This is a genomic window from Pseudomonas congelans (assembly GCF_900103225.1).
In the GTDB taxonomy this organism is placed as follows: Bacteria; Pseudomonadota; Gammaproteobacteria; order Pseudomonadales; family Pseudomonadaceae; genus Aquipseudomonas; species Aquipseudomonas congelans.
Genome location: NZ_FNJH01000001.1, coordinates 813,191 through 826,956 on the forward strand (window position 1 = coordinate 813,191; position 13,766 = coordinate 826,956).

Below are 13,766 nucleotides of genomic sequence, written 5' to 3' on the forward strand. Positions count from 1 at the left end.
CGCCCATCCATCCGCTTTGTCCAAGTCAATACGGCACGCCCAATAACTGCGCGCGCGCACAAGAGTGGGGCCTGACCACTCGAGTGTGACGATCAGTAGCATTATCCCCGTAATTTTTCTTCACTTCTGTTCTTCAAGCCTGAATTCCAGTCTGTTGATTTGCCTCGGTTTTTTCATGTGCTGTTCTCCGCATGTCCTCTGTGGCACACTTTCTGCTAACTATTCCGTTGTTACATACCTGTATCCGCTATAGCGGAATAACGAATACTTCGGCGGAGTTTAAGTCATGCATCGCGGACCTTCCTTTGTGAAAGCTTGTGCCTTTGTTCTTTCAGCCTCATTCATGCTGGCCAATACGGTGCAGGCAGCCGAAGGCAGTAAGCTGGATGCAGTATTGAAACGTGGAAATCTGGTGGTAGGGACGGGCAGTACCAATGCCCCGTGGCACTTCCAGGGCGCGGACGGCAAGTTGCAGGGCTTCGATATCGACATTGGCAGAATCATCGCCAAGGGCCTGTTCAATGACCCGAGCAAGGTGGAATTTGTCGTGCAGTCCTCGGATGCGCGTATTCCCAACCTGCTGACCGACAAGGTCGATATCAGCTGCCAGTTCATCACCGTTACCGCCAGCCGCGCACAGCAGGTGGCATTTACCCTGCCGTATTACCGCGAGGGTGTGGCCCTGCTGTTACCTGCCAATAGCAAGTACAAGGAAATCGACGACCTGAAGGCGGCGGGTGACGATGTGACCGTTGCCGTACTGCAAAACGTGTACGCCGAGGAACTGGTGCATCAGGCACTGCCAAAAGCCAAGGTCGACCAGTACGACAGCGTCGACCTGATGTACCAGGCGATCAACTCCGGGCGTGCCGATACAGCGGCCACCGATCAGTCCTCGGTCAAGTACCTGATGGTGCAGAACCCTGGCCGCTACCGTTCGCCTGCCTTTGCCTGGAGCCCGCAAACCTATGCCTGCGCGGTCAAGCGTGGCGATCAGGACTGGCTGAACTTCGTCAACACCGCGTTGCATGAAGCCATGACCGGTGTCGAGTTCCCGGCTTACGCGGCGTCTTTCAAGCAATGGTTCGGTGTCGATCTGCCGGTGCCTGCGATCGGTTTTCCGATGGAATACAAATAAGTCCACTCTGACCTTCAGCGGCAGGGCAGGCCTTCGGGCTGTCCCTGCCAGGTATGGGCAAGCATGAATTACCAATTGAATTTTGATGCCGTGTGGCGCGACTTCCCCAGTCTTCTGGCGGGGTTGGGCCTTGGTCTGGAACTGGCCCTGATCTCGATCGCGATTGGCTGTGTGATCGGACTGGCGAATGCATTTGCACTGCTGTCACGTTACAAGGCGTTGCGCATCGTCGCGTCGATCTACGTAACGGTGGTGCGCAACACGCCGATTCTGGTGTTGATCCTGCTGATCTACTTCGCGTTGCCCGGGCTCGGCATTCGACTCGACAAGCTGGCGTCATTCATCGTCACGTTGTCGCTGTACGCCGGTGCCTATCTGACCGAAGTGTTCCGTGCCGGACTGCTGAGCATCCACAAGGGGCAGCGCGAAGCGGGGCTGGCGATCGGTCTGGGCGAGTGGCAGGTACGGGCTTACATCATCGTGCCGGTCATGTTGCGCAATGTATTGCCAGCACTCTCCAACAACTTCATTTCGCTGTTCAAGGACACCTCCCTGGCGGCCGCCATTGCCGTGCCGGAGCTGACCTATTACGCGCGCAAGATCAACGTCGAAAGCTACCGGGTGATCGAAACCTGGCTGGTGACCACGGCACTCTATGTGGTGGCCTGCTACGTGATCGCTCTGCTTTTGCGTACCCTCGAACAACGTCTGGCGATTCGCCGCTAGGAGGCTGTCATGTATCAACCCCCTGGCTGGTTGCAGGAATTGTGGAATGCGCGTGAAGTGCTCTGGTCCGGCTTTCTGACCAGTATCCAGTGCTCGGCGCTGGCGATTGCCGCAGGTACGCTGATCGGCATGCTGGCCGGTCTGGTGCTGACCTACGGCGGCTTTTTCGCCCGTTTGCCGATCAGGCTCTACGTAGATCTGATTCGCGGCACCCCGGTGTTTGTGCTGGTGCTGGCGGTCTTTTACATGGTGCCGGCACTGGGTTGGCAGATAAGCGCGTTTCAGGCCGGTGCAATAGGCCTGACGCTGTTCTGCGGCTCTCACGTTTCGGAAATCGTACGCGGCGCCCTGCAGGCCATTCCCCGCGGCCAACTGGAAGCCGGCAAGGCCATCGGTCTGCGCTTCGGTCAATCGCTGCGCTACGTGTTGCTGCCTCAGGCCATGCGCCAGATCCTGCCGACCTGGGTCAACTCCTCGACCGAGATCGTCAAGGCGTCGACGCTGCTTTCGGTGATCGGCGTGGCTGAACTGCTGCTCAGCACCCAACAGGTGATTGCGCGCACGTTCATGACCCTGGAGTTCTATCTGTTTGCAGGTTTCCTGTTCTTTCTCATCAACTACGCCATCGAGCTTCTTGGGCGGCAAATCGAAAAACGGGTGGCATTGCCATGACACAGACTCATAACCCCGGCCCGGCGCTGCTCAGCATCGAAGGCCTGCATAAATCCTACGGCCCGGTGGAAGTGCTCAAGGGTGTCGATCTGCGCATGCAGAAAGGCAATGTAGTGACCCTGATCGGTTCCAGCGGTTCGGGCAAGACCACCTTGCTGCGCTGCGTCAACCTGCTGGAAGAGTTTCAGGGCGGGCATATCCGTCTTGAGGGGCAGGACATCGGTTACAGCAACGTAGACGGCAAGCGCACCCGCCATCCGGAGCGTCTGATCGCGCAACACCGGGCAATGACCGGCATGGCCTTTCAGCAATTCAACCTGTTTCCGCACCTCAGCGCCTTGCAGAACGTCACCCTGGGCTTGCTCAAGGTCAAGAAGATGCCCAAGGATCAGGCCGTTGCGCTGGCCGAAAAGTGGCTGGACCGGGTTGGCCTGCTGGAGCGGCGCAATCACTTCCCCGGCCAGTTGTCCGGTGGTCAGCAACAGCGTGTGGCGATTGCCCGCGCCATTGCCATGAACCCCAGTCTGATGTTGTTTGACGAAGTCACTTCGGCACTCGATCCGGAACTGGTGGGCGAAGTGCTGAGCGTCATCAAGGACCTGGCCGAGGAGGGCATGACCATGCTGCTGGTGACGCATGAAATGCGTTTTGCCTACGAAGTGTCGGACCAGATCGTGTTCATGAATCAAGGGCGCATCGAAGAGCAGGGGCCTCCCAAGGCGTTGTTCGAGCAGCCGAAGTCGGCGCGCTTGAGCGAATTTCTCAAGAACATTCGTTTTTAAACCTTCACCACGTCCAATGCTTCAAGACAAGGAACAACTCATGACTATTACCCGTTATGGCGCAGGCAGCACAGCAGGGGGCGGCCAGCCACGGCCATTCGCCCGCGCAGTCGAGGCCGACGGCTGGCTACACGTTTCCGGCCAGGTACCTGCGCAGGATGGCGAGATCATCGTCGGCGGCATCGTCGAGCAGACGCACCAGACCATGCGTAACCTGATCGCGATTCTTGAAGAGGCCGGTTACGCGCTCAAGGATGTGATCCGGGTCGGCGTGTGGCTGGAGGACCCGCGCGACTTCTGGAGTTTCAACAAGGTGTTCGGTGAGTACTTCACCCCCGAGCATGCACCGGCACGCGCTTGCGTTCAGGCCAGCATGATGGTCGACTGCAAGGTCGAAATCGATTGCATCGCCTACAAGCGCAAGTAGCAGGCGTGCAGCTACACGTTGCAAGCCGGAGGTCCGATCACATGAGGCTTTTGGCTTGCTGCTTTCCCAAGGACCGACTCTCATGACCGAAGACACTATCAAGCGCCGGGCACGCGGACTGGACCGGGCGTTCGATATCCTGGATTTTCTCAAGGAAAAGGCCAGGCCCATGCGCCCCAATGAGATTGCCAGCGGGATCGGCAGCCCCAAATCAACGGTGTACGAGCTGGTGGCATCGCTGCTGGAGCGGCGGATTCTGGAGACAGTGGGCAAGGACGGGCATGTCTACCTTGGCCGTCAGTTGTATTTCCTGGGGCAGGCGCACTTGCGGCACTTCGATTTCACTCGCGAAGCCGAAGCCTGCCTGTGCGAGATCGTCAGCCAGACGCGGGAAACGGCGCAGATGTGCCTGCTCAATGGTCGCAAATACACCGTGGCGCTGATGAAGGAGGGTGAGCGTCATTTCAGGATTTCTTCGGACATCGGCGAAAACGCGCCCATTCCATGGACGGCGTCCGGGCGTCTGTTGCTCAGTCACCTGAGCGATCAGCAGATCATCGACCTGATCGACCCCGACGACTTCATTCTGCCGGGTGGCGAACGTCTGCCGCTGGAGACCTTTCTTCGGGAAATCCGCAAAGCCGGCGAGGAGGGCTTCTTTTCCTTCAATAGCGTGGCTGACACCTTCACCCATTGCTTCGCCGCCCCCGTAAACAACGAACACGGTCAGTGCATCGCCACGCTGTGCATCGTCGCGCCGCGTGCCGACGCCAAGACCCACTACGACGACTATCGGCGGGTGCTGATCGACAGCGCCAATGGCCTGGCTCGCCGTATCAATGAATAACAGCAGGAGATTACCGATGAGCACCGCCGTCATGGACAAGGGTATTGCGCAGCCGGGTGACAGCCTGGTCAGTGACGTCAGCCTGCCCGCACTGGTGATTCACAATCAGGCGCTGCAACACAATATTCGCTGGATGCAGCAGTTTGTCAGCGACAGCGGTGCAGAGCTGGCACCGCACGGCAAGACCAGCATGGTGCCCGCTCTGTTTCGCCGGCAACTGGACGCGGGTGCATGGGGCATGACCCTGGCCACGGCAGTCCAGACGCAGGCCGCGTATGCGCATGGCGTGCGCCGGGTGCTGATGGCCAACCAGTTGGTCGGTGCGCCGAACATGGCTATCGTCGCCGACATGCTGGCCGACCCCATGTTCGAGTTTCACTGCATGGTCGACCATCCGGACAATGTCGCTGCGCTGGGCGAGTTTTTCGCCGCGCGTGGCCTGCGTTTGAACGTGATGATCGAATACGGCGTACCCGGAGGCCGTTGCGGCTGCCGTAGCGAAGAGCAGGTGTTGGCGCTGGCCGACGCTGTTCTGGCACAACCGGCGCTGGCATTGACCGGCATCGAAGGGTACGAGGGCGTCATCCACGGTGACCACGCCATCCAGGGCATCAAGGCCTTTGCCGCGTCGCTGGTGCGCCTGGCTGTCGACTTGCAGGACAAGGGCGCCTTCGCTCTGGATCGCCCGATCGTCACTGCATCCGGCTCGGCCTGGTATGACCTGATCGCCGAAGCATTCGACGCCCAGGCTGTCCGCGAGCGCTTCCTCAGCGTGCTGCGGCCCGGCAGCTATGTGGTGCATGACCACGGCATCTACAAGGACGCGCAGTGCTGCGTGCTGGACCGGCGTGCCGAATTGAGCGAAGCGCTACGCCCGGCCCTGGAAGTCTGGGCGCATGTGCAATCCATGCCGGAACCGGGCTTTGCAGTGATTGCCATGGGCAAGCGCGATGTTGCCTACGATGCCGGGTTGCCCAACCCGCTGCTGCGTTACAAGGCAGGCGTGCAATCGGCTGCCGGCGACGACGTGAGCGCCTGCAAGGTGACGGCCGTCATGGATCAGCACGCATTCATGAGCGTCGCGCCCGGATGCGAGCTGAAGGTCGGCGATATCATTTCCTTCGGCACCTCGCACCCGTGTCTGACGTTCGACAAGTGGCGTTCAGGTTGCCTGGTGGATAATGACCTACGGGTGATAGAACCTTTCAATACATATTTCTAGATAAGTATTTGCAGGAGTATCGTCACATGAGCCTTCCACGGGTCGCCCTTATCGGCGAATGCATGATCGAACTGCAACAGCATGCCGATGGCAGTCTGCGCCAGAGCTTTGGCGGCGACACGCTCAATACGGCGGTCTACCTCTCCCGATTGCTGGGTGAGCGTGCCAAGGTCGACTACGTCACGGCACTGGGTGATGACAGCTTCAGCGATGCGATGTGCCGGATCTGGGCGGACGAGGGCATCGGTCTGGGCAAGGTGCAGCGCCTGCCAGGACGCTTGCCGGGGCTCTATTGCATCCAGACCGACGCCAATGGTGAGCGGCGTTTTCTCTACTGGCGCAACGAAGCTGCCGTGCGGGACTGCTTCATGACCCCGGCGGCCGAGCCGATCCTGGCAGCGCTGGCCAGCTATGACGTGCTGTATTTCAGTGGCATCACCCTGGCAGTGCTTGGCGAGCAGGGGCGTGTCAAACTGATGGAGGCACTGGCGTGCGCGCGTCAGCGCGGTGTCAGGGTCGCCTTCGACAACAACTATCGTCCGCGGCTGTGGGCCAGTGTCGAGCAGGCCCGCGAAGCCTACCGAGCGTGTCTGCAGCATGTGGACCTGGCCTTGCTGACCGAAGACGACGAGCAGGCACTTTATGGCTATGCCGACAGCGAACAGCTGCTCGCCGCCTATCGCGGGCGCGGCATCGGTGAAATCGTCGTCAAGCGTGGCGCGCAGAGTTGTCTCGTCGAAGCCGGCGGCGAACGTTTCGAAATCGCAGCGCAGAAGGTCGAGCGTGTGGTCGACACCACGGCTGCGGGTGATTCCTTCAGTGCCGGCTATCTCGCGGCCCGGCTCATGGGTGAACACCCGTTGCAGGCGGCGGAAGCAGGGCATCGTCTGGCCAGTATCGTGATCCAGCACCCAGGCGCGCTGGTACCCAAGTCGGTCATGCCAGTCTGATAGCACTTGCCAAGGAACATGCAGTTGATCGGCTAACACACTGACAGGCAAGCATTTCGCTGGAACCTGCGCGAAAATCCGGCCACCATAGGCGACCTTTTCGCCTGCGAGCCCACCACCGGAGTCTGCGTGCCTGACGACCTGCCTTCTGCGCTTCCTCATGACCTGGATGTCGACCTTTTACCGCCCCGGCAATTGCCGTTGTTTCGACGCCTGTTGGCGCGGCTGTTGGGGCGTGGTCTTACCGGACTGCGCTCGCAGCACGCGCCTTCATGGTCGCAGGGGCATGCCGACGGTTATCTGAATGGCCACATCGAAGGCGTGCGTGAAGGCTATGAAGAGGGTTATCTGGATGGTCAGGAGTCAGGCCGTCAGGTGCTGGTCATCAGCGATACCCGGCCAGCCCGGCATCGTGGCCCCAAGGTCGACGATCATCTGTTCGATGACTGGCGGCTGGCGCTTACGCCTGAGCTGAAAAAGCGCATCAAGGCCGATGTCGCTGAAAAACTCCCCGCACATGCCCAGCCCAGTGCGGCACAGTGGAAGATGATCTTCAGCGATACACCGTCTACCTACGTGATTGCCGGGGCGGGCGCGGGTAAATCCACGTCGCTGGTCCTGCGGATTCTGCTGCTGCATCACTACCTGGGCTTCGAACTGAACGCCATGACGGTGGTGACCTTCACCCGAGAGTCACGCAAGGACTTCATCAGCAAACTGATCGATGTCATGGCCCTGTGGGGGCATGCGCTGGAACAAAAGCAGGCGCGTGAGCTGGTGCGCACTTTCCATTCGCGCATTCTGCCGCTGGTGCGCAGCCTGCCCGGTTTTGAGCAGCTGCGCGCGTTCGAGAACCTTAGCAGCCAGTCTTCCGGTCTGGAAGAGGCGGACAGCAACCCCTTCGACTTGCGGATCAACGACGCGCAGCGCCAGCAACTCAATCTCTGCTACCGCGATCTGTACGCCGGCAATGAGCGTTTTCGCGAAGTCATGGCGCCGCTGTATCGCCATGCCCTGCAGCTCAAGGAACTGGACCGCGATCACCCGGATGTGCAGAAACGAGTCGCAGTGACCGAGCTGTCGTCGAAACGCGATGAAGAGTGGTGTGACACCGTTGAAGACTTGTGGATCCGCGCCGGAGCCTGGCCTATAAAAGGCATTGAGCCTATGCGCCAAGCTGTTGAAATAAATGGTTTTCCGTTTTCTTTCCACGGCTATATCGCCGAGCTGGATGCCTGGGTCGTGCTGGGCCTGGACGCCAGTGAGGACCAGCAACTCAAGCGGCCGGGCGCCAAACTGCCGGTCTGGGCGGAAGGCGTCATAAAGCGCACCCTGTTTCAAGCTTTCTGCAGTAAGCCATTGATATGGATGGACAACTACCAGTCTGCCAACGAGGTTTTGCAATCATTGGCAGGCGATGCCGTCGCGGGGCCCGGGTTCGATTACCGGGTCAAGGGCGAACTCGGTGCGGCACCCTTGCTGGACTGTTTTGTCACGGCTGCCAGCTTCATCGAGAACCTCGGGCTGGATGTGCCGAGCGCCGTGTCCGAGATGAGTTTTGCCAGCGATGACCCGGACCGCTTCTTCTTCGAAGCACTCAGCCTGTTCTGGAAAGCCTTCGAAACGCACCTGCTGGCTCAATCGCCACCGATCATGACCTACAACCGCATGTTTGCCTTGTTCGGCGAAACGTCACCGGAGAACCTCAAGCACGTCAGTGATCCAATGCTCAGACCCTTGGCGCATTTGATGATCGACGAGTTCCAGGACGTCTCGCCGCAGATCGTTTCATGGCTACGCGCCAGCCTGCGCGAAATCAGGCGTCGTGGTCCGGCATTGCACACCGGCCGCATCGCTCAGCATTCATCGCTGCTGTGTGTCGGTGACGATTGGCAGTCGATCTACGGCTGGCGAGGCAGTTCGCCGAAGTACTTCATGGAATTCGCCAAGGAGTTCTCCTCCCCGGCGACCACCAGGGTCATGCTCAGTGACAACTTCCGCAGTCATCAGCACATCATCGACGCCGCCGAGCATATCGTGCGGGCGGCCCCGGCCATTCCGGGCAAGAAGGCACGCGCCAGTGGCCTGCTTCAGGAGCTGCTGCCGGTCAAGGTACTGGATCGCGACGAGGACGAACTTGCCGAGCGGGTCGCCGAGCACTATCACGATGGCGACTCGATCCTGCTGCTGTACCGCAAGGGCAGTGAGAAGGCGCGCTTCTCGGCGCGTCTGCAGGCATTGATCGACGCCGATTCGGCAAGTGGCGTGCAGAATCGCCGCATCAGAACGCTGACTTATCACAGTTCCAAGGGCTTGCAGGCGGATGCCGTATTTTTGCTGGGCGATTGTCAGCATCTGACCGTCTCGCCCTACAAGAATCAGGTTTACCGGTTGGCAGGGCTGGGTGATGCGAGTGATCTTCAGCCATTCGATACGGCACAGAAGGATGAGGTCTTGCGTCTGGCCTACGTCGCTATCACTCGTTCGGCGCGGCACTGTTATTGGTATATCGATGAAAGCGCCAGTTCAGCAGACGCTGTTCAGATGCCTAAAGCGTCAGACAGGATTGCCCGGGACAAGCCTTTCTTCGAAGACCTGCGCAATAGCGTTCGTGTCGGCTGAGGCGTTCATGTCAGATAAAACCGGCGATCTGTCGTTGCGTGTGAGTGCCGAATAATTCCAGCTCATCCTCGATGGCTTCGATGATGCGCTCCACATCTGCGGCATTCATCACGGTAGAACAGGGCAGGCCGGCAATGGCGACCACTGTTTCACCGCTGGCACGGTCGAAAAGTCGCGCAATCATGCTCCCTGGTGCATCCATCGAGGCTTCAAAGCCTACGGGGTGGAAGTGCCAGCGCATCAGTTGGCATGCATTGGGGAATGTGACTTTAGTCATGACGATGGCCCACCTGAATCAATCGAGCACTTCCTTGCTCCAATGGGTAGGCAGACAGCCAGAATGCGTCCGGTAAAGCCATGATGACGGGACGATGACCAGCGGAAAGATCATCGGTCGGTCAAGCTGCTTTCCAGCAGGATCGCTGAGCGGTCTGACGAAGACTGAAAATAGCACTTGCCAGCGCCGTTCTGGAAAAATTTTTTATGACGCAGCACAAAAAAATCAATTATATGAGCGTTGTCATTAGAAGGTATTAATGGGCACGCTCCAGGCATTTGCAGAGCCGCTACCGCAAGTCCTTTCAATGGAATGAATTTGCTGTGACGAAGATGGTTTTCGTGCCGGGTCTGGGGCAAGCTGTCGCTATTGACCCGAGGAACCGCACATGCTGAGAAACTCCCTTGCCGCACTGATGTTGCTGGCCTCGACCAGTCACGCGGCGGAGACGGTCAATATCTACAACTGGACGGACTATATAGCGCCGGACACCCTGAAGAATTTCGAAGTCGCCACCGGCTTCAAGACCACTTACGAAACCTTTGAAACCAATGAGGCGCTGAACGCAAAGCTGCTGGCGGGCCACTCCGGCTACGACGTGGTTTTTCCGTCCATTCACTTCATGGGGCGACAAATCCAGAGCGGACTGCTTAAAACCCTCGACAAGCGACAGTTGCCCAACTGGAAAAACCTCAATCCGGTCCTGCTCAAGGCCCTTGAGAGCAGTGATCCCGGTAATCAGCATGGTTTTCCTTATCTGTGGGGCAGCACCGGCATCGGCTATGACTCAGTCAAGGTCAAGGCCATCCTCGGCAAGGATGCACCGCTCGATTCCTGGGATCTGGTGCTCAAGCCGGAAAACATGAAAAAGCTCGCCCAATGCGGTGTCGTATTTCTCGACAGCGCACCGGCTCTGCTGCCGATCACCCTCAATTACCTTGGCTTGCCGCCACACAGTGAGGTGCCTGACGACTACCGCCAGGCAAAGGCGGTACTGGACAGCGTACGGCCGTACATACGCAATTTCAGTTCTGCCGATTACATCGCCGACCTCGCCAAGGGCAGGATTTGTGTCGCTGTGGGCTATTCCGGGGATATTTCCCAGGCTCAGGAGCAGGCGCAGAAAGAAGGCAATGGCTTCACCATCGATTACGTCGTTCCGAAGGAGGACGCGCCCATGTGGTTCGATATGGCCGCCATCCCGGCTGACGTCACCGATACCAAGGGTGCCTACGCGTTCCTGAATTACCTGCTGCGCCCCGAAGTGATCGCCAATATCACCAATACCGTGCATTACGCCAATGGCAATGAAAAGGCAGACGCGCTTATCGGCCCAGGCCTGTGGACCGATACCACGGTGTACCCGGACGCCGATATGTTGAGCCGCCTGTTCGTGATGTCTCAGGTCCCCGAAACTATCGATACGTTGCGCGAGAAGCTCTGGGACACATTCAGGGCCGACAAGTAACGCTGTTCAGATGACATGGGCCTGCTGCAGTTCGGTCAGCGCCTGAGCTTTCAAACGGGCCAGCAGCGGATCGCGACGATCCCTTGGCGTCTGCAGCCCGACCGGCAATTGGTGGGTGATTGTGCCGGGACGGCTGCCCATCACCAGCACGCGGTCGCTCAGGTACAACGCCTCGTCGACATCATGAGTTACCAGCAACAGGGTGATGGCATGGCGCGCGGCCAGTTGCAGCAACAGGTCCTGAAGCTTCATCCGGGTAAACGCATCGACTGCGCTGAAAGGCTCATCCAGCAGCAACACCGCCGGGTGCGAGTACAGGCCGCGCGCGATAGCCACGCGCTGCGCCATGCCCCCTGACAGCGCTTTGGGCAAGGCGTCGGCAAAACCGGACAGGCCCACTTCTTCGATCAATTGACCGACCCAGCCGCGGTCGTAGCGGTCATCGTCACTGAAACCGATATTCTGTGCGACGGTCAGCCAAGGCATCAGGCGCGGCTCTTGAAACACGAATGCCACTTCGCCCTGAATACGCTGCACCGAACCACGAAAGTCCTGCTCCAGGCCGGCGACAATCCTCAGCAGCGTGCTTTTGCCACAGCCGCTGGGGCCCAGCAGGCTGACGATTTCACCTGATTGCAGCGACAAATCGATGCCGTGCAGCACGGTATTGCCCGCGAACTCCTTGTGCTCGACGCGTATGTCCATCAGTGATTGCGACATGTATCAACCCTCGCGGCTTTGCCCGTTGAATGTATCCCGCCAGGCCAGGAAGCGCTTTTCCAGGCGTGCCAACAGGCCGTCGCTGAGTTTGCCCAGTGTCGCCAGGACGATGATGGCCGCCAGTACGATGTCCGGGCGCGAGGTTTCGCGTCCGTCACTGAGCAGGTAGCCCAGGCCTTTGGTGGCCGCGATCAGTTCGGCGGCCACCAGAAACATCCACGACAGGCTCATGCCGCTACGCAAACCGGTAAACAGGCCGGGCAGGGCGGCGGGCAGAAGAATGCGCCGGGTCAGACGATAGCGGCTCAAGCCATACATCTGGCCGACTTCTACCAGCTTTCGGTCAATGCCTCTAATTGCGGCTACGCCGTTGAGGTAGACCGGAAAGAACGCACCAATGGCAATCAGCACGATTTTCGATGTTTCGCCAATGCCCAGCCACAACAGCAGAAGCGGCACCCACGCCAGACTCGGAATGGAGCGAAGCCCGGCGAATGTCGGCTCCAGATACGCCTCTGCCTCCCGACTGAGCCCCACCCACGCAGCAAACACCAGGGCCAGGCTCGCGCCGATCACAAAGCCGCTGAGCACACGCAACAGACTGGCACTGATGTGTTTCCACAACGCACCGTCCGCCAGGTCGCGCAGGGTCAGCACGATCTCGCTGGGCGCTGGCATCTGGTAGGCAGGCAGCCAGCCGATGCGTACGATAATTTCCAGCAGGACGATGATCACCGCCGGCACCACCAGCCCCTTGAGGGGCGTTCTGTAGCGCAGCCAAAGCGTAGGTTGCCCCTTGTCCGGCAATGTTGTCTGCGCTGAGGCAGGCAACGCTTTGTCCCGGCTGGTCATGGAGTGGCGATCACGGCTTTGGAGAATTCAGGTGTGATCAGTTGATCGATGACCTGTTCGACATTGACGCCTTTGCGCACCAGATCCTCCGCGACCAGAATCGGTGCTGCGGCCTTGGACGCCTCGACGTCTTTCGCGCTCAGTTGCGGGCTGCTCAGGTCTGTGCGGGTCAATTGCAGCCTGGCGACTTCCAGCGGCAGGCCCGACTCGGTCGCCAGCAGTCTGGCCAGCTCATCAGGGTTATTCACTGCCCATTCCCGAGCCTGTTCATAAGCGCTCAATACTGTCCTGATCGCCTGTGGATGTTCTCTGGCGTAGGTTTCCGTGACGCTCAGTACGCCATAGCTGTTGAAGTCCTTGTTGCGGTAAAGCAGGCGCGAGCCGGACTGGATTTCACTGGCCGCCATGTGCGGGTCAAGGCCTGCCCAGGCATCTACGTCACCTTTTTCGAGGGCTGTTCGCCCATCGGGATGCTGCAGGTGCAGCAACTCGACATCATCCTTGTTCAGCCCGGCCTTCTGCAGCGCGCGCAAAGTGAACAGATAAGGGTCGGTGCCTTTGGTGGCGGCTATTTTCTTGCCTTTGAGCTCGGTAACCGATTGCAGCGGCGAATCCTTGCCCACGACCAGTGCCGTCCATTCTGCCCGGCTGTAGACATATACCGACTTGATCGGGCTGCCGTTGGCCCGGGCCAGCACCGCAGACAGGCTGGCCGACGAAGCGAAGTCGACGCTGCCGCTGTTCAGGTACTCCAGCGAGCGGTTGCTGCCCTGACTTAACACCCAGGTGACTTTCGCCTCCGGCAGGGCTTTCTCCAGCCAGCCAAAATGCTTGAGTGCCAGGCTGACCGGCGAATAGTAGGCGTAGTCCAGGCGGATTTCGGCAGGCGCGGTCTCGGCGGCCTGCACCGCGCCGTTCAGGCTTAACGCCAATACGCAGGTGCTCGCCATCCAGCGAATCAGCGCGCGGGGAGACAACAACCGAAAAGAAACGGGGGGTTGTGGCATAGTGGCATCCAGGTCAGGAAAACAGAGCCGCAGCGACCGGTTGGTATATTCCAAAA

Annotated in this window: 14 protein-coding genes; 10 read left to right on the forward strand and 4 right to left on the reverse strand. The window is 59.3% G+C overall.

Annotated features, from left to right (window positions below; genetic code table 11):
• Positions 1-286 precede the first annotated feature (286 nt).
• The 9 genes from BLR20_RS03530 (at position 287) to BLR20_RS03570 (ending at position 9,386) form a co-directional block, all read left to right on the forward strand.
• Positions 287-1,138 (forward strand): transporter substrate-binding domain-containing protein, encoded by an 852-nt coding sequence (locus BLR20_RS03530; RefSeq protein WP_003416527.1) that lies wholly within the window; start codon positions 287-289, stop codon positions 1,136-1,138.
• A 63-nt stretch (positions 1,139-1,201) separates the two neighbouring features.
• Positions 1,202-1,864 carry an amino acid ABC transporter permease gene (locus BLR20_RS03535; protein WP_003345502.1) on the forward strand — a complete coding sequence of 221 codons (663 nt, stop codon included), beginning with the start codon at positions 1,202-1,204 and terminating at the stop codon, positions 1,862-1,864.
• A 9-nt stretch (positions 1,865-1,873) separates the two neighbouring features.
• On the forward strand, positions 1,874-2,536 hold the full coding sequence (locus tag BLR20_RS03540; protein ID WP_003434088.1) for an amino acid ABC transporter permease: 663 nt from the start codon (positions 1,874-1,876) through the stop codon (positions 2,534-2,536).
• The gene (locus BLR20_RS03545; RefSeq protein ID WP_010429566.1) at positions 2,533-3,318 is read left to right on the forward strand and encodes an amino acid ABC transporter ATP-binding protein; all 786 of its coding nucleotides are present in this window, start codon (positions 2,533-2,535) and stop codon (positions 3,316-3,318) included. Before BLR20_RS03540 ends, BLR20_RS03545 begins: the two co-directional genes overlap by 4 nt.
• A gap of 40 nt (positions 3,319-3,358) precedes the next feature.
• On the forward strand, positions 3,359-3,745 hold the full coding sequence (locus BLR20_RS03550) for a RidA family protein (protein ID WP_003317642.1): 387 nt from the start codon (positions 3,359-3,361) through the stop codon (positions 3,743-3,745).
• 82 nt (positions 3,746-3,827) lie between these two features.
• On the forward strand, positions 3,828-4,592 hold the full coding sequence (locus BLR20_RS03555; RefSeq protein ID WP_003317643.1) for an IclR family transcriptional regulator: 765 nt from the start codon (positions 3,828-3,830) through the stop codon (positions 4,590-4,592).
• A gap of 16 nt (positions 4,593-4,608) precedes the next feature.
• Positions 4,609-5,814, forward strand: coding sequence for an amino acid deaminase (locus tag BLR20_RS03560; protein ID WP_054993657.1), 1,206 nt, complete (start codon positions 4,609-4,611; stop codon positions 5,812-5,814).
• Between the two features lie 26 nt (positions 5,815-5,840).
• On the forward strand, positions 5,841-6,764 hold the full coding sequence (kdgK, locus tag BLR20_RS03565; protein WP_054993656.1) for a 2-dehydro-3-deoxygluconokinase: 924 nt from the start codon (positions 5,841-5,843) through the stop codon (positions 6,762-6,764).
• A 129-nt stretch (positions 6,765-6,893) separates the two neighbouring features.
• The gene (locus BLR20_RS03570; RefSeq protein ID WP_054993655.1) at positions 6,894-9,386 is read left to right on the forward strand and encodes a UvrD-helicase domain-containing protein; all 2,493 of its coding nucleotides are present in this window, start codon (positions 6,894-6,896) and stop codon (positions 9,384-9,386) included.
• A 10-nt stretch (positions 9,387-9,396) separates the two neighbouring features.
• On the opposite strand, the gene BLR20_RS03575 is transcribed toward BLR20_RS03570, so the two are convergent.
• Positions 9,397-9,663, reverse strand: a complete 267-nt coding sequence (locus BLR20_RS03575) for a DUF1652 domain-containing protein (RefSeq protein ID WP_003319126.1) — start codon at positions 9,661-9,663, stop codon at positions 9,397-9,399.
• Positions 9,664-10,051: 388 nt separating this feature from the next.
• Between BLR20_RS03575 and BLR20_RS03580 the strand changes: the two genes are divergently transcribed.
• A complete protein-coding gene (locus BLR20_RS03580; protein WP_054993654.1) occupies positions 10,052-11,131 on the forward strand; it encodes a polyamine ABC transporter substrate-binding protein in 1,080 nt (359 codons plus the stop codon).
• Positions 11,132-11,137: 6 nt separating this feature from the next.
• On the opposite strand, the gene BLR20_RS03585 is transcribed toward BLR20_RS03580, so the two are convergent.
• The 3 genes from BLR20_RS03585 to BLR20_RS03595 are packed head-to-tail and all read right to left on the reverse strand — an operon-like array spanning position 11,138 to position 13,710.
• Positions 11,138-11,851: an ABC transporter ATP-binding protein gene (locus tag BLR20_RS03585; protein ID WP_054993653.1), complete on the reverse strand. Its 714-nt coding sequence runs from the start codon at positions 11,849-11,851 to the stop codon at positions 11,138-11,140.
• 3 nt (positions 11,852-11,854) lie between these two features.
• Positions 11,855-12,703 (reverse strand): ABC transporter permease, encoded by an 849-nt coding sequence (locus tag BLR20_RS03590; RefSeq protein WP_054993652.1) that lies wholly within the window; start codon positions 12,701-12,703, stop codon positions 11,855-11,857.
• Positions 12,700-13,710 carry an aliphatic sulfonate ABC transporter substrate-binding protein gene (locus BLR20_RS03595; RefSeq protein ID WP_054993651.1) on the reverse strand — a complete coding sequence of 337 codons (1,011 nt, stop codon included), beginning with the start codon at positions 13,708-13,710 and terminating at the stop codon, positions 12,700-12,702. The genes BLR20_RS03590 and BLR20_RS03595 overlap by 4 nt, the downstream gene beginning before the upstream one ends.
• Positions 13,711-13,766: the final 56 nt, after the last annotated feature.